The sequence below is a fragment of the Allochromatium tepidum genome (assembly GCF_018409545.1).
GTDB lineage: Bacteria > Pseudomonadota > Gammaproteobacteria > Chromatiales > Chromatiaceae > Thermochromatium > Thermochromatium tepidum_A.
In genome coordinates this window covers 719,444-743,673 of record NZ_AP024563.1, presented here as the reverse complement: position 1 = coordinate 743,673, position 24,230 = coordinate 719,444, and the positions used below count along the sequence as shown (strand labels likewise).

24 protein-coding genes and 1 pseudogene are annotated in these 24,230 nt (G+C 64.9%); 7 read left to right on the top strand and 18 right to left on the bottom strand.

Features of this window, described 5'->3' with window-relative positions; translation table 11 throughout:
- Positions 1 to 1,350: an RNA-guided endonuclease IscB gene (gene iscB / locus Atep_RS03510; protein WP_213378595.1), complete on the bottom strand. Its 1,350-nt coding sequence runs from the start codon at positions 1,348 to 1,350 to the stop codon at positions 1 to 3.
- A 468-nt stretch (positions 1,351 to 1,818) separates the two neighbouring features.
- Between iscB and Atep_RS03505 the strand changes: the two genes are divergently transcribed.
- The 3 genes from Atep_RS03505 (at position 1,819) to ubiD (ending at position 6,081) form a co-directional block, all read left to right on the top strand.
- A complete protein-coding gene (locus Atep_RS03505) occupies positions 1,819 to 2,388 on the top strand; it encodes a CNP1-like family protein (RefSeq protein WP_236786431.1) in 570 nt (189 codons plus the stop codon).
- A gap of 147 nt (positions 2,389 to 2,535) precedes the next feature.
- On the top strand, positions 2,536 to 4,578 hold the full coding sequence (gene prlC, locus Atep_RS03500) for an oligopeptidase A (protein WP_213380299.1): 2,043 nt from the start codon (positions 2,536 to 2,538) through the stop codon (positions 4,576 to 4,578).
- An 18-nt stretch (positions 4,579 to 4,596) separates the two neighbouring features.
- Positions 4,597 to 6,081, top strand: a complete 1,485-nt coding sequence (gene ubiD, locus Atep_RS03495; RefSeq protein WP_213380298.1) for a 4-hydroxy-3-polyprenylbenzoate decarboxylase — start codon at positions 4,597 to 4,599, stop codon at positions 6,079 to 6,081.
- Between the two features lie 16 nt (positions 6,082 to 6,097).
- Here ubiD and Atep_RS03490 read toward each other — a convergent pair whose 3' ends face one another.
- Positions 6,098 to 6,376, bottom strand: a complete 279-nt coding sequence (locus tag Atep_RS03490; RefSeq protein ID WP_176977416.1) for an RNA recognition motif domain-containing protein — start codon at positions 6,374 to 6,376, stop codon at positions 6,098 to 6,100.
- Positions 6,377 to 6,599: 223 nt separating this feature from the next.
- The gene (locus Atep_RS03485) at positions 6,600 to 7,466 is read right to left on the bottom strand and encodes an SDR family oxidoreductase (protein ID WP_213380297.1); all 867 of its coding nucleotides are present in this window, start codon (positions 7,464 to 7,466) and stop codon (positions 6,600 to 6,602) included.
- A gap of 15 nt (positions 7,467 to 7,481) precedes the next feature.
- On the opposite strand from Atep_RS03485, the gene Atep_RS03480 reads away from it, so the two are divergent.
- Together Atep_RS03480 and Atep_RS03475 are read left to right on the top strand one after the other, a co-directional pair.
- Positions 7,482 to 7,769: a 2Fe-2S iron-sulfur cluster-binding protein gene (locus Atep_RS03480; RefSeq protein ID WP_213380296.1), complete on the top strand. Its 288-nt coding sequence runs from the start codon at positions 7,482 to 7,484 to the stop codon at positions 7,767 to 7,769.
- A 189-nt stretch (positions 7,770 to 7,958) separates the two neighbouring features.
- On the top strand, positions 7,959 to 8,582 hold the full coding sequence (locus Atep_RS03475) for a hypothetical protein (RefSeq protein ID WP_213380295.1): 624 nt from the start codon (positions 7,959 to 7,961) through the stop codon (positions 8,580 to 8,582).
- Positions 8,583 to 8,759: 177 nt separating this feature from the next.
- Here Atep_RS03475 and Atep_RS03470 read toward each other — a convergent pair whose 3' ends face one another.
- The 12 genes and pseudogenes from Atep_RS03470 to Atep_RS03415 all read right to left on the bottom strand — a co-directional run bounded on the left by Atep_RS03470 (position 8,760) and on the right by Atep_RS03415 (position 19,557).
- Positions 8,760 to 10,313, bottom strand: coding sequence for an IS66 family transposase (locus Atep_RS03470; protein WP_213380294.1), 1,554 nt, complete (start codon positions 10,311 to 10,313; stop codon positions 8,760 to 8,762).
- 355 nt (positions 10,314 to 10,668) lie between these two features.
- Positions 10,669 to 11,044: pseudogene (locus Atep_RS16435) on the bottom strand (PmbA/TldA family metallopeptidase); the annotation flags it as partial.
- Between the two features lie 46 nt (positions 11,045 to 11,090).
- On the bottom strand, positions 11,091 to 12,014 hold the full coding sequence (locus Atep_RS03460) for an ATP-binding response regulator (protein ID WP_213380292.1): 924 nt from the start codon (positions 12,012 to 12,014) through the stop codon (positions 11,091 to 11,093).
- Positions 12,007 to 13,092 carry a tRNA pseudouridine(13) synthase TruD gene (truD, locus tag Atep_RS03455; protein WP_213380291.1) on the bottom strand — a complete coding sequence of 362 codons (1,086 nt, stop codon included), beginning with the start codon at positions 13,090 to 13,092 and terminating at the stop codon, positions 12,007 to 12,009. Before truD ends, Atep_RS03460 begins: the two co-directional genes overlap by 8 nt.
- An 8-nt stretch (positions 13,093 to 13,100) precedes the next feature.
- Positions 13,101 to 13,580: a 2-C-methyl-D-erythritol 2,4-cyclodiphosphate synthase gene (ispF, locus tag Atep_RS03450; RefSeq protein ID WP_176974622.1), complete on the bottom strand. Its 480-nt coding sequence runs from the start codon at positions 13,578 to 13,580 to the stop codon at positions 13,101 to 13,103.
- A 12-nt stretch (positions 13,581 to 13,592) separates the two neighbouring features.
- Positions 13,593 to 14,294, bottom strand: coding sequence for a 2-C-methyl-D-erythritol 4-phosphate cytidylyltransferase (ispD, locus tag Atep_RS03445; protein ID WP_213380290.1), 702 nt, complete (start codon positions 14,292 to 14,294; stop codon positions 13,593 to 13,595).
- A gap of 38 nt (positions 14,295 to 14,332) precedes the next feature.
- Positions 14,333 to 14,620 (bottom strand): cell division protein FtsB, encoded by a 288-nt coding sequence (gene ftsB / locus Atep_RS03440; protein ID WP_213380289.1) that lies wholly within the window; start codon positions 14,618 to 14,620, stop codon positions 14,333 to 14,335.
- Between the two features lie 61 nt (positions 14,621 to 14,681).
- Entirely contained in the window at positions 14,682 to 15,959 is a 1,278-nt protein-coding gene (gene eno / locus Atep_RS03435; RefSeq protein WP_213380288.1) for a phosphopyruvate hydratase, read from the bottom strand.
- Positions 15,960 to 16,017: 58 nt separating this feature from the next.
- Positions 16,018 to 16,335: a HigA family addiction module antitoxin gene (locus tag Atep_RS03430; protein WP_213380287.1), complete on the bottom strand. Its 318-nt coding sequence runs from the start codon at positions 16,333 to 16,335 to the stop codon at positions 16,018 to 16,020.
- 8 nt (positions 16,336 to 16,343) lie between these two features.
- The gene (locus tag Atep_RS03425) at positions 16,344 to 16,637 is read right to left on the bottom strand and encodes a type II toxin-antitoxin system RelE/ParE family toxin (RefSeq protein WP_213380286.1); all 294 of its coding nucleotides are present in this window, start codon (positions 16,635 to 16,637) and stop codon (positions 16,344 to 16,346) included.
- A 446-nt stretch (positions 16,638 to 17,083) separates the two neighbouring features.
- The gene (kdsA, locus tag Atep_RS03420) at positions 17,084 to 17,917 is read right to left on the bottom strand and encodes a 3-deoxy-8-phosphooctulonate synthase (RefSeq protein ID WP_213380285.1); all 834 of its coding nucleotides are present in this window, start codon (positions 17,915 to 17,917) and stop codon (positions 17,084 to 17,086) included.
- Complete coding sequence (locus Atep_RS03415; protein WP_213380284.1) at positions 17,914 to 19,557, bottom strand: CTP synthase; 1,644 nt, start codon at positions 19,555 to 19,557, stop codon at positions 17,914 to 17,916. The genes kdsA and Atep_RS03415 overlap by 4 nt, the downstream gene beginning before the upstream one ends.
- Positions 19,558 to 19,859: 302 nt before the next feature.
- On the opposite strand from Atep_RS03415, the gene fnr reads away from it, so the two are divergent.
- Entirely contained in the window at positions 19,860 to 20,627 is a 768-nt protein-coding gene (fnr, locus tag Atep_RS03410) for a fumarate/nitrate reduction transcriptional regulator Fnr (protein WP_213380283.1), read from the top strand.
- On the opposite strand, the gene dnaQ is transcribed toward fnr, so the two are convergent.
- Genes dnaQ through Atep_RS03395 form a run of 3 tightly spaced genes read right to left on the bottom strand, consistent with a single transcriptional unit; the run spans position 20,628 to position 22,556 of the window.
- Positions 20,628 to 21,350, bottom strand: coding sequence for a DNA polymerase III subunit epsilon (dnaQ, locus tag Atep_RS03405; RefSeq protein ID WP_213380282.1), 723 nt, complete (start codon positions 21,348 to 21,350; stop codon positions 20,628 to 20,630).
- 2 nt (positions 21,351 to 21,352) lie between these two features.
- Positions 21,353 to 21,796 (bottom strand): ribonuclease HI, encoded by a 444-nt coding sequence (gene rnhA / locus Atep_RS03400; protein ID WP_213380281.1) that lies wholly within the window; start codon positions 21,794 to 21,796, stop codon positions 21,353 to 21,355.
- Positions 21,789 to 22,556 (bottom strand): class I SAM-dependent methyltransferase, encoded by a 768-nt coding sequence (locus tag Atep_RS03395; protein ID WP_213380280.1) that lies wholly within the window; start codon positions 22,554 to 22,556, stop codon positions 21,789 to 21,791. The genes rnhA and Atep_RS03395 overlap by 8 nt, the downstream gene beginning before the upstream one ends.
- A 183-nt stretch (positions 22,557 to 22,739) precedes the next feature.
- On the opposite strand from Atep_RS03395, the gene Atep_RS03390 reads away from it, so the two are divergent.
- A complete protein-coding gene (locus Atep_RS03390; protein WP_213380279.1) occupies positions 22,740 to 24,176 on the top strand; it encodes a LysM peptidoglycan-binding domain-containing protein in 1,437 nt (478 codons plus the stop codon).
- Positions 24,177 to 24,230 lie beyond the last annotated feature (54 nt).

The window sequence follows — 24,230 nt, the reverse complement described above, 5'->3', positions numbered from 1 at the left end:
TCAAGCCGCCCGTCTCGCTTCCTCCGTCTGTGGTTTGGGTTGAAATGAATAACCATAGCCGTCGGCACGCTGAAGGAGACGGCAATGGCGGTAGGAGATCCCCTGGACGGTTCCGCCCTGGGTTTGGATGTTGAACGATCCGGTTCGGCGCACCGCCACACGCCCGACATGCACGCCGGCCTTCTTGCCTTTGGGCACCTCGGCGCGCACCCAATCGCCGGTCTGGAAGCCGTGGACGCGCTTTTCACGGGTGAGATAGCCGCGCGGGAAGCCGTTGCCGGATGTGTGGGTGCGGCTGTAGGCCCCGCGTCCGGTGGCGCGGATGGCCAGGACCGGGCGGTTCCAGTCCCGTAGCTGATCGACGGCGCCGACACAGGCGGCATCGAGGGCATGGGTCTTGGGGATGTCCAGGCGCGTGCGATTGAACTTGGTGCGTCCGCCCGAGCCGGTTTCGACCGCCAGACCCGTAGCTTTGAGCGCCGCGAACAGCGCCCAGCGCGTGGCATTGACGGCGGCGGCATCCCTGAGCGGGGCTTTGGCTTGGGTCCGTATCCGGTGCAGGAGCGCCGGTTGGCGTTGCAGAAAGTCCTCGATGGACCGGTTCCCCTTGCGCTGATTGCAGGCGCGGCAGGCAAGCGTCAGGTTCGAGATTCGATCCGAGCCGCCCCGGCTCTTGGGTATGATGTGCTCGATCTCCAGCGGCACGTGCGTCGCGCCGCAATAGGCACAGGTGCGGTTCCATTTCTCCAGCAGGTATTCACGCACTTCGTAACCGGCCAATTCGCCCTGTTGGTATTCGACCCCGCGGATCTCCGGGTTCTGCATGGCCTGAGTGTCGAACCGCACCAGTTCTTGACTGAGGGCGCTGATCGGGGCGATCCGGCACAGGCGCCGTACCCAGTTGACGGTGGTGTCGAGCCGATGCTGTAACGACGGCGGCAGCCGGCCCTCACGGCGAGTGCGGTTCAGGAAGCGCGGCGCCCGGTAGCGGGTCTTGCGAGCGCGCCGGGCGCGCCGGTACTGACGCCGAAGCGTCAGGGCGTCCCGGATCTGGTGGCCGCGATGCGCCAGTTCCCCAAACCACAGCCCATGTTCGAGTCGCTCAACGGCACCTGTGTCCGGATCACAGGTCTCGGATTCGCGCACCAGGGCCGGCCCGGTCACGCGACTGCCCGGATCCAGCTTCAGGCGCAGCGGTTGAACCGCTCCGCCGAGCCGATCCTTCAGGCGAATGGTGAACGGGGCCGGACGCACCACCACGGCGCGTCCGCGCTCCAGTAACAGTCGCGCGCGTTTCTCCGTGCACGGCATCAGCGGACGTTTCTGTTTGTCGAGTACGAATACGGCCATTTTTCAATTCCTGCCCTTACGGGCCTGGTGACGGAGCCTTGCGGCTCGCTCCCCTCGGGAATGTCGGCAACCTGCTCTCACCTTGCGGTGACGATCGGAACCTTCGGCGTTTTACCTTGCGCCTGCATGATCCCGACCTTCCAGGGTCCGGGACTGAGGAAGCATCCCGGAGTGGGTCTCAGCGACCTGTTGCAAACGGAGCGGGCTTTCCCCGCTGTCCCTGGTCAACCCAGCTTGCGAGTCGCCTCACAAGCCCCCGCCTTCAGGCGGGGGTGGTTGACCGGGGTTCGCTCCTGAAAGCTTGGGTCCGGTGTGGATGGTACTACGCCTGTGAGCCGGTCCAAGCGACCTGGGTGTCGCCTCAACGCCTGATCTCGCTGAGGACAGGCGATCACAGGATCCACTCGACCCCAGACGACTCCTGTCGCATCATGGTCGCCCCATCTCGATGCACGACTCTTGGCTGCCATGATACAGACCCGATTCACAAGGTTCTCTTTCCTGTTCGCGATCCTTTGCGGCGCCTCGGCCCCGGCCGAGGACAGTCCATTCATCCATGAGCCGGCACCCTTCACCCCGTCGAGCGTCAAGCCCGGAACGCCCTGGACCGAGGCCTTGACCCGCTTGCCGCCGCTGCCGGACGACGCGGATCTGATCGAATTCCGGCTCGACGGCTCCCAGGGTTCCTTCCGCTATTTCATCGACGGCAAGCATCTGAGCGTCGGCCCGGATGAGGTGGTGCGCTATACCCTGGTCGCGCGTTCCGACACAGGCGCGCGCAATCTCTCCTTCGAGGGCATTCGCTGCACGCCCCAGGGCCGGTACCGGATCTTCGCCTACGGCACCGGCAGCGGATTCACGCCCGTGAACGAGGACTGGCAGAAGATCGGCCCGGCGACCGAGCGTTATCGGGTCGAACTCCAACGCCATCACTTCTGCATTCCGCGCGCCTTCAAGCCCCGTCCGCTCAAAGACATCAAACGCTCGCTCCAGGGGCATATCGCACCGCGCCGGAACAGCGGTTTCCTGCCGGACTGAATCCAGTCACTCCGAACCGCCTTGAATGGCAACTGAGAGCCGCGATCTTTTGTCGGTATGACGCCCAAGGCTTTATCATGACCGCTCGATGACCGCGCGCACGGTCGTCCACCGAACACCGTCAACCGACCACGGATCACGCTAGCCATGTCCAATCCACTCCTCGATCAAACCGGCCTGCCCGCCTTCCACCTGATCCGTCCCGAGCACGTCGAGCCGGCTGTCGACGCGCGGCTGGCCGAGTGTCGCGAGGCGATCGAACGGCTGACACGCGAGGTCGCGGTGCCGACCTGGGAGAACTTCGTCGAGCCGCTCGACGAGGTCGACGATCGCCTGAACCGCACCTGGTCGCCGGTCGGACATCTCAACGGTGTGCTCAACAGCGAGGCCCTGCGCGCGGCCTACAACGCCTGTCTGCCCAAGCTCAGCGAATACGGCACCGAGGTCGGTCAGAACGAGGCGCTGTTCCAGGCCTATCGCGCGGTCGCGGCCCAGGAGCATCTGGACGCGGCACAACGCAAGTTGCTGGAGAACGTCCTGCGCGACTTCCATCTCTCGGGCGTGGATCTGCCGCCCGAGAAGAAGGCGCGCTACAAGGCGATCAGCCAGGAGCTGTCGCAACTGACCAGCAAGTATTCCGAAAACGTGCTGGACGCGACCAACGCCTGGAGCAAGCTCATCGAAGATCCGGCACGGCTCGCCGGTCTGCCCGAATCGGCACTGGCGCTGGCGCGTCAGAATGCCGAGCGTCAGGGGCTGGACGGCTGGCTGTTCACGCTCGACATGCCCTACTATCTGCCGGTCATGACCTATGCCGATGACCATGAGCTACGCTTCGAGTTCTACCAAGCCTTCGGCACGCGCGCCTCGGATCAGGGGCCGCATGCCGGACAGTGGGACAATACGGAACTGATGGAACGCATCCTGGCGTTACGTCACGAGCTGGCCGGGTTGCTCGGTTTCGCCGACTATGCCGAGCGTTCGCTGGCGACCAAGATGGCGCGCTCGCCCGATGCCGTGCTGGGCTTTCTCAACGATCTGGCCGCGCGCTCGGTCGGACAGGCACGGCGCGAGCTGGCCGAACTGGAGGCATTCGCGCGCGAACAGCACGGCGTCGAGCACCTGGAACCCTGGGACATCACCTATTACTCCGAAAAGCTGCGCGTCCATCGCTACCGGATCAGCCAGGAGGAACTGCGGCCCTACTTCCCCATCACCCGCGTACTGTTCGGACTCTTCGGCGTGGTCGAGCGACTGTTCGGCATCCACATCCAGGAAGCGCCGGCCTTCGAGACCTATCACCCGGACGTGCGCTTCTTCGAGATCCGCGATCTGCTCACCGGCGAGCTGCGCGCTCAGTTCTATCTCGATCCCTTCGCGCGTCCGAACAAGCGCGGCGGGGCCTGGATGGACGTTTGCACCAACCGGATGCACACCAGCCGCTGCGATCAGATCCCGGTCGCCTATCTGGTCTGCAACTTCACGCCGCCGGTCGGAGATCAGCCGTCGCTGCTGACGCACAACGAGGTGGAGACCCTGTTCCACGAGTTCGGGCACGGGCTGCATCACATGCTCACGCGCGTCGACTATCCGGGCGTGGCCGGGATCAATGGGGTGCCCTGGGACGCGGTCGAATTGCCGAGCCAGTTCATGGAGAACTGGTGCTGGGAGCGCGAGTCGCTGGATCTGTTCGCCGCGCACTGGGAGACAGGCGCGCCCCTGCCCGAGGAACTCTATACGCGCATGATCGCGGCCAAGAACTTCCAGTCGGCGATGCGGATGGTGCGTCAACTGGAGTTCGCGCTGTTCGACTTCCGGATACATCGTGAATACGATCCCGAACGCGGCGGACGCATCTACGAGATCCTCGAAGCCGTGCGCGATCAGGTCGCCGTGATCCGGCCGCCGGCCTTCCACCGCTTCGCGCATGGGTTCTCGCACATCTTCGCCGGCGGCTATGCGGCGGGTTACTACAGCTACAAATGGGCCGAGGTGCTCTCGGCGGATGCCTTCTCGCTGTTCGAGGAACGCGGCGTCTTCGATGCCGACACCGGACGTTCCTTCCTGGAGAACATCCTGGAGAAGGGCGGATCGGAGGATGCGATGGCGCTGTTCGTCAAATTCCGCGGACGCGAGCCGACGACCGATGCGCTGCTGCGTCATTCGGGCATCGTCGCCGAAGCGGCTTAACAGGAGTCTCGAACCAGGATGCAATACCGCGATCTGCGCGATTTCATCGACCAGCTCGAACAGCGCGGCGAGCTGCACCGCGTTCGCGTCGAGGTCGATCCCTATCTGGAAATCACCGAGATCTGCGACCGCACATTGCGCGCGGGCGGTCCGGCATTGCTGTTCGAGCGGCCCAAGGGGTCGAAGATCCCGCTGCTCGGCAATCTGTTCGGCACGCCCAAGCGGGTCGCGCTCGGTATGGGCGAGGAATCGGTCGAAGCCCTGCGCGAGGTCGGGCGGCTGCTCGCCTTCCTCAAGGAACCCGATCCGCCCAAGGGCATGAAGCAGGCCTGGGAAACGCTGCCGATCTTCAAGAAGGTGCTCGACATGGCGCCCAAGGTGCGGCGCAATCCGGCCTGTCAGGAGGTCTCACTGAGCGGTGCGGAGATCGATCTCGGTCGCCTGCCGATCCAGCACTGCTGGCCGGGCGATGCGGCGAAGCTCATCACCTGGGGGCTGGTCATCACGCGCGGACCGGAGAAAGCGCGCCAGAACCTCGGCATCTACCGGATGCAGGTGCTCGGACCCAACCGCGTCATCATGCGCTGGCTGTCGCATCGCGGCGGGGCGCTCGACTATCGCGACTGGCAGCGCGCCAATCCCGGAAAGCCCTTCCCGGTCGCGGTGGCGTTGGGCGCCGATCCGGCGACCATCCTCGGCGCCGTGACGCCGGTGCCGGATACGCTGTCGGAATACGCCTTCGCCGGTCTGCTGCGCGGCAGCCGCACCGAGCTGGCGTCCTGTCTGGAATCCGATCTCCAGGTTCCGGCCAACGCCGAGATCGTGCTCGAAGGTCACATCTACCCGGACGACATGGCCCCCGAGGGACCGTTCGGCGATCACACCGGCTATTACAACGAGGTCGATTCCTTCCCGGTGTTCACCATCGAGCGGATGACCCATCGGCGCGACCCCATCTATCACAGCACCTACACCGGCCGTCCGCCCGACGAACCGGCGGTGCTGGGCGTGGCGCTGAACGAAGTCTTCGTGCCCATCCTGCGCAAGCAGTTCCCCGAGATCCGGGACTTCTATCTGCCACCCGAGGGCTGCTCCTACCGGCTCGCGGTGGTCAGCATCCGCAAGCAGTATCCGGGACATGCCAAGCGGGTGATGATGGGCGTGTGGTCGTTCCTGCGCCAGTTCATGTACACCAAGTTCGTGATCGTGGTCGACGAGGACGTGAACACGCGCGACTGGACCGATGTCATCTGGGCCATGACCACGCGCATGGACCCGGCACGCGATACGCTGATGATCGAGAACACGCCGATCGATTATCTGGACTTCGCCTCGCCGGTATCCGGCTTAGGCTCGAAGATCGGATTCGATGCCACCAACAAATGGCCTGGGGAGACGACACGCGAATGGGGACAGCCGATCCGCATGGACGAGGCCGTCCGCGAACGGGTCGACCGGATCTGGGGAGACCTGGGGATACAGCTCGAACCGCGCCGACGCTGACGCGGTTCGAGGTCGATCAGTAGCGACCGCCGCCGCCCCCACGGGGACGCTCGGCACGCGGTCTGGCTTCGTTGACGGTCAGTTTGCGGCCCTTCATCTCGGTTTCGTTCAGGGCCTTGATGGCCGCGTCGGCTTCGGAGTTGTTGGGCATGTCGACGAAGCCGAATCCCTTCGACTGACCCGAGAACTTGTCCTTGATCACCTCGGCGGAGGCCAGTTCACCGAACTGACCGAAGATGTTCCGCAACTCGTCGTCGTTCACGCTATAGGGCAGATTGCCTACGTAGATCCTCATCGCTGCTGTCTCTCGCGCTCATCATGTGTGTCGATCGATCGGATACCGCCGCGGGCCGACACACAAGCCGCCGCGACAGCCATGGAAACACGCCGACTCAGCTGACAGCATTGGAACCCTGGACTTAGCCGCCAATCGCCGTTTTGGCGGAAGCTAGTGGATGCGCGCCCTTGCGTCAACCGGGGTTCGACAAAAAAACCGTATATTCCGTAAGGCCAAGCGCTCAACCGAGTGCCTGTGCCAGCCCTTCGGCCAGGGTCGGGTAGCGCAGCTCGACACCCAGTTCCTCGCGCAGACGGCGATTGGACAGGCGGCGCGACTCACTCATATAGCCCATCATGCCCTCGGACAGATGGGCGGACGCCTCGGCCATGCCGATCAGCGGCGGCTGGGGCAGACCGGCGGCCTCGGCAATCTGCATGAAATACTCGGTCATGGTGCTCGGATGACCGTCGCTGACATTGAAGATGTCGCCATTGCGACCCCGTTCCATGGCTGCGACACAGACCGCGACCAGATCATCGACATGGATACGGTTGCTGTAGGGGGCCTCCTCGGGACGCACCAGGGGCAGGCCGCGCTTCAGACGCTCCAGCGGCAGGCGTCCGGGCCCGTAGATGCCGGCGACCCGCAGCACGATCAGCTCACCGCCGTGTTCGCGACTCCAGCGGCGTAGCTGCTCCTCGGCGTCCAGGCGTCGGAGCGAGCGGTCCAGGGTCGGGCGCGTCGGCCAGTCCTCGTCGACCCAGGCGCCGTCACAGTCGCCATAGACGCCCGTGGTGCTGATGTAGACTAGGCGGCGGGGATGGCCGGCCCGGTCGAAGGACGCGACCAGCCGGCGCGTATGCAGATCTTCGGTTCCATGCGCCGGCGGCGGGGCCAGATGGAACAGGCGCCTGCCGGCGAGCGAACAGGCGATGGGATCCGTGCAGGCCAGATCATGGCGCACGGCAGGAATGCCGGCGGCCGCCAGACGCTCCAGTCCGCTCTGGCTCCGGACCAGACCGAGGACCGAGTCGCCCCGATCGAGGTATTGGCGCGCCAGACGCTCGCCCACATATCCACAGCCTGCAATCACGATGTCCTGCATGGGTTCTCTTCCGCTATGAGTTTCAAGATCGAGATCTTACCCGATGGCCCGAGCTTCGAGGCCAATCCCGGCGAGACCCTGCTCCGGGCCGCACTGCGTCAGGGCATCGACCTGCCCAACGGCTGTCGCGGCGGCCATTGCGGCGCCTGCGCAATCACGCTCAAGAGCGGCTTCATCCATTATCCCAGCGGAGAGATCGAGGCGCTGCATGGCCGACCGGCCGGTACCTGTCTGACCTGTCAGGCGGTCGCGCACTCGGACTTGACCATCGAGCCGGCGCCGCCGCCGACGCGGACACTCTGAGCGCGCTAGCCAGAAGACCGGCGACTTCGGCATACTGAGTCCCGGCGCCGCCGGCGCGCGGCGGTGTCGCGACGGACCGCGCGATCCCGGCGCATTCACCAACCGGCTATGACTCGCGACACCCCGCCTCAGCGCGCTGCATCCACCCACTATTTGGGATACTGCGCTAACACTGGAGTCGATCTACTGATGTACCCCTTCGTGCGTGCCCTGCTCGCCGGCCTGCTCGCCGTCCTCATGACGGCCTGCGCCACCACCGGCCCGGTTTCTTCGGTCTGGACTCAGCCGAACCAAACGCCCAAACACTATGAGCGGCTGGTGGTCTTCGGCGTGACCAACAATCCCAAGGTGCGGCGTGCCTATGAGGACAACTTCGTCAAGCAGCTCCAGGCGCTTGGCGTCACGGCCACGGCCGGACATGAGCTGGTCTCGGATCGCAATCTCGGTCGACTGACGCGGCTGACCGAAGGCTATGCGAAGGTCAAGGCCGATGGCGTCCTCATCACGCACCTGGTGGCCGATGAAGCGCCCGGCACCCGGCCGGCGGCGCGGATCGGTTCGGTGCCCGATCACTACCGCCATCTGATCGGCTATTTCAGCCGGGTCTATGAGGAAGTTTGCACACCGGGCTACTACAGCGATCTCGAATCACTGCGGCTCGAAACCAATCTCTACGACGCCAAGCAGGAGCGGCTGGTCTGGTCAGGACGCTCACAGCCGCTCGACCCCAGTTCGGAGCGCACCACCATCAGTCAGGTGATCAAGGAGATCGTCGCTCAGATGCAGCGGGATGGCTTTCTGCCAAGCCGCTGAAGGCGCAAGCGTGCGGATAGCACGAAAGGCTTCAGCGTCAAAACCAAGGTCCAATATGACGCGCCGCCGCTACACCAGCGTAAAGAACATGACCAAGACCAAGAAACCGAACCACCAACCCAACCTGCCCTTCCCGTAGCGGTTTATCCCCCCCTCTCATCAGCCCGCATCTCGTGCTCAAAACGCCGTGAAGGTTAAGCCGCGAGCGGCAAGGCTGGGGCGGGCAATCCTTGGCGACGCTGACGCAAGGCGTCGGTCAGATAGGGCCAAGGCGCAGAAGGCGCGCGAGCCCTGCTCGGTGCGCGTGCCTTGACTGACCCGACGCAGAATCACCCAGGGGCGCAAGGCGCGCTCGGCCTCGTTGTTGGTCAGCGGCAGGTGCGGATGCTCCAGCACGACCCGGAAGCCGTCCCAGTCGTTGCGCAACTCGCGCGCAAGCGCCTGGGCCTTGTCGGGATAGGGGCCGGCGGCCACGCGCACACAGCACTGCCGGAGGGCCTGGAGCCTCTGACTGTAAGTCTGTCGCAGGCCGTGGGGGCCTGGGGCGGCGCGCGCGGCGTAGACGGCCTGCATCAGCGTCTCGAAGGTGCTCGGAAGCTCCCGGCCAAAGGCTTGGGTCGGGGTGTGGAGGCGCTCGGCCGGGCCGCGGGCCTTGCGCAGGATGGGCGCCCAACAGCGTAGCCGGTGTCCGTAGGCGCGGTAGACCGAGTAACCATCGCTCATGATCCACGGGCTGGGGGTGGGACCGAGGATGGAGTGCAACAGCTCCCGGGTGCGCCGACCGATCACATAGAGGAGGGTGTTGGCGGTCACGAACGCCCACAACCACAACGCCTGATCGTGCTGCGGCCGGCCGGTTTCATCCACAGGCACCGGTTCGGCTTCGCTCAGCGCCGCGCGCAACGCCTCCTCGACCACCGGTTCCAGCGCGCGCCCGAGTTCATGGCGGCACTGACTGATGAGCGCCGTCGACAGCGACAGCCCGAACCGGTCGGCGAGAAACTCTTGAATCCGTCGGTGTGAGCCGCCCAGACGCAACGACAGCGCCACGATGAAGCTCGACAAACGTGGTCCGACCAGATGCCGTTCGGTCAGCTCCACCGTCCAGTCCGCCTCGGCGAGCGCGCGTCCCGGTTCGGCCCGCGTGCGATGCCCACACCCACAGCGCACCTCGAAATAGGTGTGCTTGGTCTGGGTGACGACTACACCGGCGTTCCCCGACACGGGACGCTCCAGTTCCAGCTCATAGCGCCCGGTATAGGCCACCGCCTCCAGACCCTCCAACGCCACTCCACAACAGGCGCAATGACTCGGCACGTGGGACTGTTCCTGATCGATCGGCAACACCCGGCGACGGCTCACCCCCGGATGACCGGGCCGGCGACCCGGGCGACCTTTCGGCTTCACCCCCGCCTTTGAATCACCCCCCACGCTCGCTTCCCGTTTGGGCCTCTCCGGTTCTGGGGCCGACTCCGACACCCTATCCGTCGCGCTCCCCGCGCTCGCGTCATCCTCCTCCTCCACTCCCAGCGCCAGACTCTCACCGCCTCGTTCCCACGGCGCCCGGCTGCTCGGCGGACGCGAACTGTTCTCCGGACTCCGGTTCAGCCGCTCGCGCGCCTCCTTCAGATCCGACAGCAACCGCTTCGATAACGCGCGCAACACCTCGCTCGGCAGTCCGTCAAGACGCGCCTCGTCGAGTTGGCGTAGATCGTTATCCTTCAGGTACATCGTGGCCGGTCGCTCTCAAACCTCAAACCGGTGCAATGGCGCTGTTGCAGCAAATCTCGACATCCTCGTCACGCTCCGATCGGCACGAAACGTCGGGCAGCAAAGGGTGGGGGGTAAACGGTTACCCTGGCGCCCCATCCCGGTACTCGGCTCGGTCGCATACTGGAGATAGGGGTCATCGGGCAGCACGGCGAGCCGCCCTCGGCCTGATGCGCCCCGGCGATCAGGGTCAGCGTCAACCCGGCGGCGTGGACGGCGCCGGCCTGACGCACCCGGTTGCGATTGAGCCGCACGAAATCCGAGACCTCGACGCCCAGGTTGCAGAACAGCACCTTGTCGCCGGTCAGCCCTGCCGACAGCCGCTCGGCCAGCGCTCGCGATTCCCAGGGTTCCTCGACCGGGGTGCGATAGTCGGCGACCGTGGTGCAGAGTGGCTGGAGCCGGGCTTCGAAGAGTCCGAGCCGGGCATGGACGCGCGCCCAGTCGAGTGCGCGCTCGGCGGCGGCGCGCAGACCGGACGGACTCAGGTCGCCGGTGGCTGCATAGCCGCTGCCCGCACCCTCGACGACCGTGATCATGGCCCCGAGCGAACAGCCGATCAGGCTCGGTTCGACCACGCCCTGACGGACTTCCAGATGATCGCTGGTCTCGGCGACCAGACGCAGGGTCCAGGCGTCACAGGCCGGTGCGTGCGCGACGAAGCCCTGGGCGATGTCCAGGAGTCGAGCCATGTTCGGCGCACGCTCGTCGCGAGACGTGGTGATCCAGCGGCGAACCTCAGGCCGTGCCATCGTTGGGCGCCCGGATCTCGGGAGGATCGGCCAGCGCCACAGTGACCTGGACTTCGTTGCCCGTACCCCGATACTCCATGCTCGCGAAGGCCAGATGGCGCGCCATGGCGATGCCGCGGCCATGACTGTCGAAGGCGCGCGACGGATCGAGATCCAGATAACGCTGCCAGTCGAACCCCGGCCCCCGGTCGCGGATGGTGAAGCTCAGAAAGGCCGGGTCGCGCCTCAACTCGACGATGGCATGACGCCCGGCCTGGGCAGGGTCGGCCAGCCGGCGCTCGACCTCCTCCTGCCAGAGCCCCTCTTCGATCAGGCGTCCCTTCTCGGCATAATCGATACCCAGATTGCCATGCTCCACGGCATTGAGCATGAGCTCGGACAGCCCCATGGCCACGGTTTCGGGATTGGGGCACATCTGCGCCAGGGTCGAGGACAGGACCGAGACTTCGTCGAGCGTGCGGAAACGGAAGCCGGCCTGCTCGGTCAGGTCGAGGATGGCCTGGAGCCTGCCGCCGATATGGGCCAGATCCTTGCGATTGCGCCGGTCGTCCAGGGCGGCGTTGACGATGCTGCGCAGGGCCTTGGGCGCATAGGGTTTGGCCAGATAGTACCAGGCGCCGGCGGCCAGCCCTTCGGCGACCTGCTCGGAGCTGTCGGCCGCGCTCTGCATGATGACCGGCACGTCGCGAAAGCGCCGGTCGGCCTTGAGACGCCTGAGCACCTCCATGCCGTCCATGCGCGGCATCATGCGATCGAGGATCACGCCGTCGTAAGCCTGTGGGGAGGCCTCCAGCATGGCCCAGGCTTCCAGCCCATCCTCGGCGAAGGCCAGCTGATGCTCGTCTTCCAGGCAATGACCGATGATCTCGAGGTTGATCGGTTCATCGTCCACCACCAGTAATTTAGCCATCGGAACCGTCCTGTCGTTGAACCCAGTCGAAAGTGTCGATGATTTCGCGCAACACGCTGGTTGCATAGGCTCCGGATGATAGCCCGAACTCGAGTGTCGGACAGCCATCGATCCGTTCGTGCTTCAGATTTTCGATCGTCAGACGCAGTGAACGGCGTTCCTGTTCCAGCCCCTGTTCCGCCAGTCGTTCGGGCCAGGGCGCCAATCCGGCCGCGACCTCGAGTTCGAGCGCCTGAACGGCCTGACGACTCGGCGGCTCGCCCCGGCCCCAGAGCGGACCAGTCGGATGCAGATCGAACCGCGCGGCGCGCGCATGCAGGGCCTCGTCGAGGTTCTCGGCCTGGAAGAACGAATGGGTGCCGGCCAGTTGCGGACAGTCGCCGGGCAGGAGCCGGTCCCAGTCGCCACGGCGCACGCGCTCGGCCAGCAGTTCGTTGAAGATCTGCGAGCGCGCGGCCGAGAGCTGGAGACCGCGTTGATGAGGCGGCACCCGCTTGACCGCCCCCGTCAGCAGCGCATGGGCGCGATGGAGATTGCCGTCGGCGTGACCGAAGCGTTGCTCGCCGAAATAGTTGGGCACGCCGCGCGCGCGGATCGACGCCAGACGCGCGTCGAGCGCTGCCGGGTCGAGCCGGCAGTCGCGCAGGCGAATCCGAAAGCGGTTGCCGGACAGGGAACCGCGCTTCAGCTTGCGCCGATGGGCGTGGACTTCGAGCACCTCGATCCCCTGCTCGGCCAGCGGCCCCCAGTCCGGCTCGGGTTCACCGGTGCGCGGACGCGGCAGCGAGAACCATTGTTCGGTGACGGCCCAGCGGTCCTTGAGGCCGGCATAGCCGACCGTGGAGACAGGTACGCCTGCCGTGGCCGCCAGCCGCCGTGCGACCCATTCGGTATTGGCACCGGTCTTGCGCACCCAGAGCAGCCGGTGATCGCCCTCCCCGTCCGGGTCGAAGCCCAGCACCTCCGTGACCCGGAAGTCCTCGGGCTCGACACGCAGCCGACCCGAGCCGAGCGGCTCGCCGTGGGCGCGCGGCAGATCGGTGAAGGTCGTCCAGCGCGGAAGCGTCGAATCGGACATCGAAGGATTCAGCCGTCCGCCTCGACCAGCAACACCACGGCTGAAGCCGCGATCCCTTCGCCGCGTCCGGTGAAGCCCATGTGTTCCATGGTCGTCGCCTTGACATTGACGCGCTGGGGATCGCACTCCAGATCGGCGGCCAGGGTCTCGCGCATGGCCGGGATATAGGGCGCCAGCTTGGGTTGCTGGGCGATGAGCGTCATGTCGGCATTGTGCACACGCAGACCGCGCTCGCGCAGACTGTCGATCACGCGTCTCAGCAGGATGCGGCTGTCGATGTCGGCATAGGCGGCGTCCGTGTCCGGGAAATGGCGTCCGATGTCGCCCAGCCCGGCCGCACCCAGCAGGGCGTCGCACAGGGCATGGATCAAGACATCGCCGTCGGAATGGGCGAGCATCCCCCGGTCGTGCGGGATCTCGACCCCGCCGAGCACCAGCCGGCGATCCGGCGCGAAACGATGGGCATCGAAGCCCTGACCAATCAGCATTCTGGAGCCTCGCTAGATCCGTCCCTGGCGTTGCAGATAAAAATGCGCGAGCGGCAGATCCTCGGCCCGCGTGATCTTGATGTTGTCGGCATGGCCCTCGATCAGGCGCGGGGCCAGTCCCAGACGCTCGATGGCCGAGGCGTCGTCCGTGACCAGATCGCCGGCCTCCAGCGCCTCGTGCAGCGCGCGCCGCAGCAGACCGAGCCGGAACATCTGCGGCGTGTAGGCATGCCACAGACTGGAGCGGTCCACCGTGGTATCGATGCGCTCGCCGGCCCCGGCGCGCTTCATGGTGTCGCGCACCTGGATGCCGAGCAGGCCGCCGACCTGGTCGTCGAGCAGAGCGTCGATCAGCCGTTCGAGATCGTCCGGACGCAGACAGGGGCGCGCGGCATCGTGCACCAGCACCCAGTCGTCGGCATCGGCCTCTCCGTCCAGGACCGCGAGCGCATTGAGCACCGAATGGCAGCGCTCGGCACCGCCCGGTGCGCGCCGCACCCTGGGATGCGCGGCATAGGCGGTCGAATCCCAGTAGCCGTCCTCGACGCCCAGCGCTACCACCACGCCCGCGATGCGATCGTGGCTGACGAAGAGTTCGAGCGTGTGCTCGATCACGGCGCGACCGGCCAGTTCCAGATACTGCTTGGGCACGGCGCTGCCCATGCGCCGCCCGACGCCGGCGGCCGGCAGAATGGCCCAGAGTCGAGCCGTCATGGTCGGATCTCCCACGGATGTATCGATGGCGGAGGCTGTCACTTCGGCGGCTCGGGCCGTTCGATGACCTGGATGAAGATCTCGCCGGGTTTGATCATGCCCAGCTCGCTACGCGCGCGCTCCTCGATCGCCTCGGAGCCTTCGCGCAGATCGTCGACCTCGGCCTGAAGCTCACGATTGCGCGCACGCAGCCGCTCCAGCTCGGATTCTTCCAGGGCGATCTCGCGCTTGAGACTGTGCAGCTCGGCGATACTCCCTTCGCCGACCCAGAGCCGGTACTGGAGCGCACCCAGGAGCAGGACCAACACCAGGATCAGCCAGTGCATACGCAAGCCTATGCCACTCAGGGTCAAGGAACGCCAGGTTCCGAGACCCGGACGGATGGCCTCAGAGCCACTTGAACGCATCGCGGCCGGCATAGACGGCCTCATCGGCCAACTGGTCCTCGATGCGCATCAACTGATTGTACTTGGCCACGCGGTCGGAGCGCGACAGCGAGCCGGTCTTGATCTGACCCGCGCCCGTAGCGACCGCCAGATCGGCGATGGTCGAGTCCTCGGTCTCGCCCGAGCGATGCGAGATGACCGTGGTGTAACCGGCCTTGTGGGCCATGGCGATGGCGTCCAGGGTCTCGGTCAGGGTGCCGATCTGGTTGACCTTGATCAGGATCGAGTTGGCGATGCCCTTGTCGATGCCTTCCTGGAGGATGCGGGTGTTGGTGACGAAGAGGTCGTCGCCGACGATCTGCACCTTGTCGCCCAGACGCTCGGTCAGACGCTTCCAACCGTCCCAGTCGCCTTCGGCCAGACCGTCCTCGATCGAGAGGATCGGGTACTTGGCGACCCAGTCGGCGAGCAGGTCGATCAGGCCGTCCGAGCTGAGGGTGCGGCCCTCGCCCTTGAGGACGTACTGGCCGTCCTTGTAGAACTCGGAGGCGGCGACGTCCACACCCAGATAGATGTCTGAGCCGACCTTGAAGCCGGTCTTGTGGATGGCTTCAAGGATGGCCTCGATCGCCGCTTCGTTCGAGGCCAGGTCGGGCGCGAAACCGCCCTCGTCGCCGACCGCTGTGGCCAGACCGCGACCGTGCAGGACCGACTTGAGCGCGTGGAAGACCTCGGCGCCGTAGCGCACGGCCTCGCGAATGCTGCCGGCGCCGACGGGCAGGATCATGAATTCCTGGAAGTCGACGCTGTTGTCGGCATGTTCGCCGCCGTTGATGATGTTCATCATCGGCACCGGCAGACGGTAGGGACCGCCGGCGAGCGACTGATAGAGCGGCAGCGCCTTTTCCTGCGCGGCGGCATGGGCGACGGCGAGCGAGACGCCGAGCAGGGCGTTGGCGCCGAGACGGGCCTTGTTGTCGGTGCCGTCGAGTTCGATCATGCGGCGGTCGATCGCAGTCTGATCGGCGACGTCCAGGCCGAGGATGGCTTCGCGCAGTTCGCTGCGGATGTTGGCCACGGCGGTCAACACGCCCTTGCCGTTGTAGCGCGACTTGTCGCCGTCGCGCAGTTCCAGCGCCTCGCGCGAGCCGGTGGAAGCGCCGGAGGGCACGATGGCGCGACCGATGGCGCCGTCGGCGGTGATGACGTCGGCCTCGACGGTCGGGTTGCCACGGGAATCCAGCACCTCACGGGCGCGGACGTCGACGATTTCGGACATGGTGGATGACTCCTTGAGGATTCAAGAGCTACCGGATAGCTCAGGGTTATTCGATGTGTTAGGCCAGTTTTTGCAGATGATGAAAATCCTGAATGGATTCAATCTCATCCGCTTCCAGTGATTGAGTACGATATAGATCCCAGCGAACTTGCAAGTTCAACCAGAAATCCGCCGACACGCCAAAAAACTTAGCCAAGCGGAGCGCGATGCTTGGGGTTACGCCTCGCTTGCGATTGACCAATTCATTGATTTTTTGATAAGGCACATGAATGGCATTCGCCAGATCACGTTGACTGATCTGCATGGGTTCAAGAAACTCCTCCTTGAGCATTTCACCTGGATGTGTCGGCGGCCGGTGAGTTGGGACGCGAATCATGGTGTTTCTCAGTGGTAATCGGTGATTTCAACTTCTCCGGGGCCTTTTTCTCCCCAAACGAAACAAACCCTGTACTGCTCGTTGATGCGAATACTAAATTGACCTTTTCGATTTCCAGAGAGCGCTTCGAGCCGATTTCCTGGTGGAATACGCAATTCCTCGATACTTTGAACCGAATCAAGCTGATCGAGTTTGCGAATCGCGATACCCCAGAGGTTTTGAGGGCAGGCTTTGCGGGCTTCTCGCGAGTTCACACCGTTGAAAATATCCTCGCTGGCTTGATTTGCAAACGACTCGATCATTGCAGTACGATAGGACGCCTAGTTCAGTGGTGAGCGAAGTGAGTCCGCTGCAATTTCGTGTCGGACAGATTTTTTGGATTGACTGCCGGAGACGAAACCCGAACGTCGGCCGCTTTCATCTGTAGAACACAGAATTAAGCAAACCAGAGTTCAAAAATGCGTTCACAATCAATGCCTGCGTGACGCACTTAAGTCATTTCGCACGAAGATACAGAACTTTACCTAAGCTGCTCTGCGCGGGCGCTCTGCCATCAGGGTTTTTCTCTTCCTCTTCTTTTCTTGCAAGCCGGATCAGAAGCTGAGCAAGTCTGAACTTGTCTCGATAAGAGAGTTGCCCACAAAGCTCTACTATCTCTTCGTATCCCACTTTTTACCTCGACGCCTTGGCTTTCATCTGATGGCATTGCCAGACTAATTTATGACACTATAAGTGTTGCAATAGAATGTTACCATTGTTCAACGAATCCATCTGCCTTGACCAAGCGATCAATCTCGATGAGGGTCGACAGCAATTCACGCATCCGTCCGAGCGGCCAGGCATTCGGGCCATCGCTCAAAGCAAGATCCGGATCGGGATGGGTCTCCATGAAGAGTCCGGCGACACCCGCCGCGACCGCCGCGCGCGCCAGCACCGGGACGAATTCGCGCTGTCCGCCCGAGCTGGTCCCCTGCCCGCCCGGCAGTTGCACCGAATGCGTGGCATCGAACACCACCGGACAGCCGGTCTCGCGCATGACCGCCAGCGAGCGCATATCCGAGACCAGATTGTTGTAGCCGAAGGAGACGCCGCGCTCGCAGACCATGACCCGATCGTTGCCGGTCGCGCGCGCCTTCTCGACCACATGCTTCATGTCCCAGGGCGCGAGGAACTGCCCCTTCTTGATGTTGACCGGCTTGCCCTGGCGGGCGACGGCCTGGATGAAGTTGGTCTGACGACAGAGAAACGCCGGGGTCTGGAGCACATCGACCACAGCGGCGACCTCACCCAGAGGCGTATCCTCATGCACATCGGTCAGCACAGGCACGCCGATGATTGCGCGCACCGACTCCAGAATCCGCAACCCCTCCTCCAGCCCAGGCCCGCGAAAGCTCGCGCCCGAGGATCGGTTGGCTTTATCGAACGAGGACTTGTAGATGAAGGGTATGCCGAGCGCCTCGGTCAGCTCCTTCAGCGCCCCCGCCGTCTCCTGTGCCAGCGTCTCACTTTCGATGACACAGGGCCCGGCGATCAGAAACAGCGGCCGGTCGAGACCGACCTCGAAACCGGCCAGCGACATCATGCGCTTCGATCTCCGTTGAACTGACGTTGCACCAGGGCCGCGCGCACGAAGCCCTCGAACAGCGGATGTCCATCGCGCGGGGTCGAGGTGAACTCGGGATGGAACTGACAGGCGATGAACCAGGGATGATCCGGGATCTCGATGATCTCGACCAGCCGGTTGTCGAGCGACCAGCCCGAGAACCGCAACCCGGCATCCTTCAGCGTATCCAGATAGGCGTTGTTGAATTCATAGCGATGGCGATGGCGCTCGCGAACCTGGGGCTGACCATAGACCGAACGCGCCAGACTGCCCGGCTCCAACCGACAGTTCTGACCACCCAGACGCATGGTGCCGCCCAGATCGTCCGTCTCCGAGCGCGTCTCGATCCGCCCCTGCTCGTCGCGCCACTCGGTGATCAGCGCGATGACCGGATGCGGTGTCCGGCGGTCGAACTCGGTGCTGTGCGCGCCCTCCAGCCCCGCCATGTGACGCGCATATTCGATCACCGCCACCTGCATCCCGAGACAGATGCCGAGATAGGGCACCCGCTGCTCGCGCGCATAGCGCACGGCCATGACCTTGCCCTCGACCCCGCGCTCGCCGAATCCGCCCGGAACCAGGATGGCATCGAGTCCGTCGAGACAGTCGGTGCCCTCGCGCTCGATGACCTCGGAGTCGACATAGACGATCTCGACCTTGGTATTGGTGTGCACACCGGCGTGCGCCAGCGCCTCCGACAGCGATTTATAAGCCTCGGTCAGATTCATGTACTTGCCGACCATGCCGATGCGCACCGACTGCTCGGGATGATCGAAGCCGTCCATCACCCGATCCCATTCCGACAGATCGGCCTCGGGCACATCGAGATGGAACTGACGCACCACCAGCTCGTCGAGCTGCTGGGCATGGAGCAGACGCGGGATGCGATAGATGTTGTCGGCGTCGATGGCCGAGATGACCGCCTTCTCAGACACATTGGTGAAGAGTGCGATCTTGCGCCGCTCCTCGTCCGGCAACAGCTTCTCGGCACGGCACAGCAGGATGTCCGGCTGGATGCCGATCGAGCGCAGTTCCTTGACCGAGTGCTGGGTCGGCTTGGTCTTGATCTCGCCGGCGGTGCGGATGTGCGGCACCAGGGTCAGATGCATGAAGAGCGAATTCTCCGGTCCCTCCTCGACCCGCATCTGACGGATGGCCTCCAGGAACGGCAGCGACTCGATGTCGCCCACGGTGCCGCCGATCTCGACCATGGCGATGTCGGACCCCTCGGCGCCGAGCCGGATGCTGGCCTTGATCTCGTCGGTGATGTGCGGGATGACCTGCACCGTGCGGCCCAGATAGTCGCCTCGGCGCTCCTTGCGGATCACGCTCTCGTAGATCTGGCCGGTGGTGAAGTTGTTGTTACGCCCCATGCGTGTACGCAGGAAGCGCTCATAGTGGCCCAGGTCCAGGTCGGTCTCGGCGCCGTCGTCGGTGACATAGACCTCGCCGTGCTGGAAGGGGCTCATGGTGCCCGGATCGACGTTGATGTAGGGATCGAGCTTGATCATGGTGACGCGCAGGCCGCGCGCCTCCAGCAACGCCGCCAGCGAGGCCGATGAAATGCCCTTGCCCAGCGATGAAACCACACCGCCGGTGATGAAGATGAACTTTGTCATAGTGAATGGGGGCCGAGGGAGGGTCGAGTGAGTCGAGAGTCGCGACTCGGATACGCGGACAAGCTACCAAAATCGCCGCATCGGCTCAATGCGATCCTGCATGACTCCGGCTCGATCCGGGCGTCCCGGACCCGGCGTTCGAGTCACGGATCGGGGGGGCGGTTCGAGCCGAAAGTGTACGCCAATATAAGCACTTGAGTTTCAGAAGGGATCGGGTTAAAAAGCGGCGGCACTTGATCCAGATCAAAAACAAAATCATATAGCCCCACATCGGGCCATGATGAGGAGCGAGGGCGGAAGTCTTGAATCAGAGTACGGTGATATCGATCGAATCCATCCGCGTGGCCTGTCGCCACTGCACCCTCTCCTCGCTCTGCCTGCCCATGGGACTGACGCCCGAGGACGTCGAACGGCTCGACGACATCGTCAAGCGTGCGCGCCCGCTGCATCGTGGTGACGTGCTGTTTCGCGAGGGCGACCGCTTCCTCTCGCTGTACGTCGTCAAGACCGGCTCGCTCAAGACCTTCGCCCCCAGCAGCGAGGGCGGCGAGCAGGTGCTCAGCTTCCATCTGCCCGGCGAGATCATGGGGCTGGACGCCATCGACAAGGGCGAGCACGCCTGCTCGGCCAGCGCGCTCGAGACCTCGGCCGTCTGCGAGATCCCCTTCGGACGACTGGAGGAGCTGACCGCGATCATCCCCAGCCTCCAGCACCAGATGTACCGGCTGCTCAGCAAGGAGATCGGCCAGGACACCGACCTGCTGCTCCTGCTCGGCAAGAAGAACGCCGAGGAGCGGCTGGCGGCCTTTCTGCTCAGCTTCTCACAACGCCTGCACAAACGCGGACTCTCGGCCACGGACTTCCATCTCAGCATGTCCAGGCATGAGATCGGCAACTATCTCGGGCTGGCCGTCGAGACCGTCAGCCGTCTCTTCACCCGTTTTCAGGACGATGGTCTGGTGCGCGTCGAGCGCAAGCATATCGAGCTGCTCGACCTCCAGGGGCTGGAAGAGATCGTCGGCGGCGTGGGCGCGGGACGACGCTCGCCGCAGTGTCGGCAGCACACCTGATCAACCGTCCGCGCCGAGCCAGACACACCCGCCGCTCGCCTTCTGGATCGCTTCCAGCCGGACGCGATGCGCCTCCAGTTCGTCCGGGGTCGCGCGCACCACCCGCAGGCGCGGCCGCCCGGCGTCGATACGGCCGCGATAGACCCCACGCCCGCCCTCGCCGATCAGGTCGCCGCCCTCGCCGCCGAGATGCAGCGCGACCTGTCCGCCGGTCATCGCCAGATAGACGTCGGCCAGGATCTCGGCGTCGAGCAGCGCGCCGTGCAGGGTGCGGTGCGAGTTGTCGATCGAATAGCGTTTGCAGAGCGCGTCGAGTCCGTTGCGCTGGCCAGGATGGAGCCTACGCGCCATCAGCAGGCTGTCGGTCACGGTGCAGAGATCGGCGATGCGCGGAGCCTCAGGGCCGCGCCAAAGCCCGAACTCGTGATCGAGGAAGCCGACGTCGAAGGCGGCGTTGTGGATGATGAGCTCGGCCCCGCGCAGATACTCGACCAGCCGCTCGGCGAGATCGGCGAAGCGCGGCTTGTCGGCGAGGAAGGCGTTGCTGATGCCGTGCACGGCCTCGGCCTCGGCGTCGATTTGGCGCTCGGGGTTGATGTATTCGTGGAAGTTGCGCCGGGTCGGGCGCCGGTCGACCAGCTCGACACAGCCGATCTCGATGATCCGGTGTCCCTCGCGCGGTTCAAGACCCGTGGTTTCGGTGTCTAAGACGATCTGACGCATCTTCAACGTCCTCCAGTGGTCGGCACGCCCAGATTGGCGAGCCGGTCGGCGCGCTCGTTCTCGGCGTGCCCGGCGTGCCCCTTGACCCAGCGCCAGCTCACCTCGTGCCGGCCGAGCGCACGGTCCAGACGCTCCCAGAGATCGCGGTTTTTGACCGGTTGACGGTCGGCGGTGCGCCAGCCGTTGCGCTTCCAGCGCGGCATCCATTCGCCGACCCCGCGTTTGACGTATTGCGAGTCGGTGGTGATGCGAATCGGGGTCGGGCGCTTGAGCGCTTCGAGCGCCATGATCACCGCCATGAGTTCCATACGATTGTTGGTGGTCTCACGCTCGCCGCCGTGCAGTTCCTTCTCGACCTCGCCCCAGCGCAGCAGCACGCCCCAGCCGCCGGGGCCGGGATTGCCCTTGCAGGCGCCGTCGGTGAAGGCTTCGACACAGTCAGACATGTCCGGTTCCTCGGGTGGTGGGACGCACGGCGCCGCCCGGCAGCAGGGCGCAACGGCTGGTGCGATAGGGTTTGATCGGGGTCAGGGGCGCAACCCGCTTGACGGCGCGGATGACATAGAGACCGCCGAACAGCGGCCAGAACCGGCGTCCGAGCGACTCGACGGACGGACAGCGCGATCCGGTCGGAGAAACGAATGGGGGACAAAAGAGCGCCCGCTCACGCGCCTCGATCTCGAAGCCATGTTCGGTCAACCGGCGCTCGACCTGGACGGCCGGCCGCCAGCGCCCATTCCAGGGCGGACGCCGACGGGCCGGCCACCAGAGACGTCCCAGCGCCCACAGACTCAGCGGATCGAATCCCAGCAGGATCAGTCGTCCCTCGGGGATGAGCACGCGCTCGACCTCGGCGAGGATCGCCCCCGGCCGATCCGAATACTCCAGCACATGAGGCAGCAGCACGGCATCGATGCTGTCGGAGGCCAGCGGCAACGCAGTCGGATCACCGACGACGGTCGGCCCCTGGGCACTGTCGTTCGATCGAGCGCCCGACAGCCGGATGCGATGCCGGATCCGGCTCGCGGCCAGCACCTCGCCGAACCCCTCGCTCGCGCCCACCTGAACCAGGTAGTAGCCGAAGACATTGGCCAGCAGACGCCGGACGCCGGCGCTCTCGATCCGCGCCACCTCGGCGCCGAGCGCCGAGCGATACCACGCCTGCAATGGATCGGACTGGTCTGGCTGGAGTGGATCTCTGGTCATGCTCTCGCGGCCTCGTCGGGGCGACCATGTTAACCGCGATCCTCACCGCTTGTCCCGACGCCGAATCTCACGCACAGGACGCTCGATTCTGGAATTCAGCGCGACCTTTGCGTATGATAGCCCGCACAATTTTAATAATGTTTCGCTCAATCAGAGAGTTACGTTAATTCAGTCGGGGTTCCCATGCCAGAAGTCAAGCTTCTGGGGCCGACGGCCTGCGCGTTGTCGGCCCTCGCCCTGCCCTTTTTCACCGGTTGTGCCGGCCAAGGCGGCCTCGCCGAGTCCGATTATTCCAGCGACCTGTACGCCGGTGTGGTCTCGGCACGTGAATATGGCTATGTCAGACCCGCCCGTGATGTCACGGTGACGGCCCGCTCGCGCGTCGTGGAGCGCGGACGAATCGGCCCTGGGGGGGATCTCTGGCAGCGCGTGCGCTCGGGGATGCAGCTCGATCTCCAGGCCAACGCCGGCATCGACAGCACGCTCGAACGCTTCCGGCGCGATCCGCGCTATCTGGAGCGGCTCTCACAGCGTGCCACGCCCTATCTGCCGATCATCGTCGCCGAGATCGAGCGCCGTGGTTTCCCGATGGAGCTGGCCCTGCTGCCGCACGTCGAGAGCCGCTACGATCCGGCGGCCACCTCGCCGAAGTCCGCCGCCGGCATCTGGCAGTTCATGCCCTATACGGCCCGCGAGATGGGTCTGCGCCTGGACGACTACACCGACGAGCGGCGCGACGTGGTGGCCTCGACCCGTGCCGCGCTGGACTATCTGGATCAGCTCAACAAGCGCTTCGAGGGCGACTGGGAGCTGACCATGGCCGCCTACAACTGTGGTCCGGGCTGTGTGTCCTCGGCCATCGAGGCCAACCGCCGCGAGGGCAGGCCGACGGATTTCTGGTCGCTGAACCTGCCGAACGAGACGCGGCAGTACGTCACACAGATCCTGGCCGCATCCAAGCTGGTGGCCGATTCACGCCGCTACGGCCAGCATCTGCCCTCGATCCCGGATCGCATCGGCATCGACGTGATCCGCTCCAGCCGGCCGATGGATCTGGCCAAGGTCGCCCTGGACAACGGCGTCAAGCTCGACGACCTCAAGCGGTTGAATCCCGAGCTGAAGATCGGGCGCTGGTTGCGTCCGACCGTCACCGAGCTGAACGTGCCCCAGGGTCAGGGGGCGCGCATCAGCGCCGGCTCATCGGCGATCCGGCTCGACGCCCTGCCCCTCCCCGTGGTCGCCGGCCGCGCCTCGGCCCCGGTGCGTCTGACGGAGCGCCGACCGGTCGCCGCTACTCCCACCGGCACGCGCCGCCATACCGTCAGGAACGGCGAGACACTGGCCGCCGTCGCACTGCGTCACGGCCTGGATCTCAAGACCCTGGCCGAGGCCAATGGTCTCTCCGAGCGTGATCCCCTGCTTCCGGGCCAGACGCTCGAAATACCGACCCGTCAGGCCCAGGCCGTCATCACCCATCGCGTCCAGCCCGGCGAATCGCTCACCGGACTGGCGCGTCGCTATGGCGTCTCGATCGAGGAGATCCGGCGCTGGAACCAGCTCGCCGACAATACGCTCAAGAGCGGCGCCACGGTGCTCATCTATAGAAGCAATCGTTCCTGATCGAACGGCCGGGACCGGCGGATCTTCGAACGGCCGAGTCGCCCTAGCGTACCC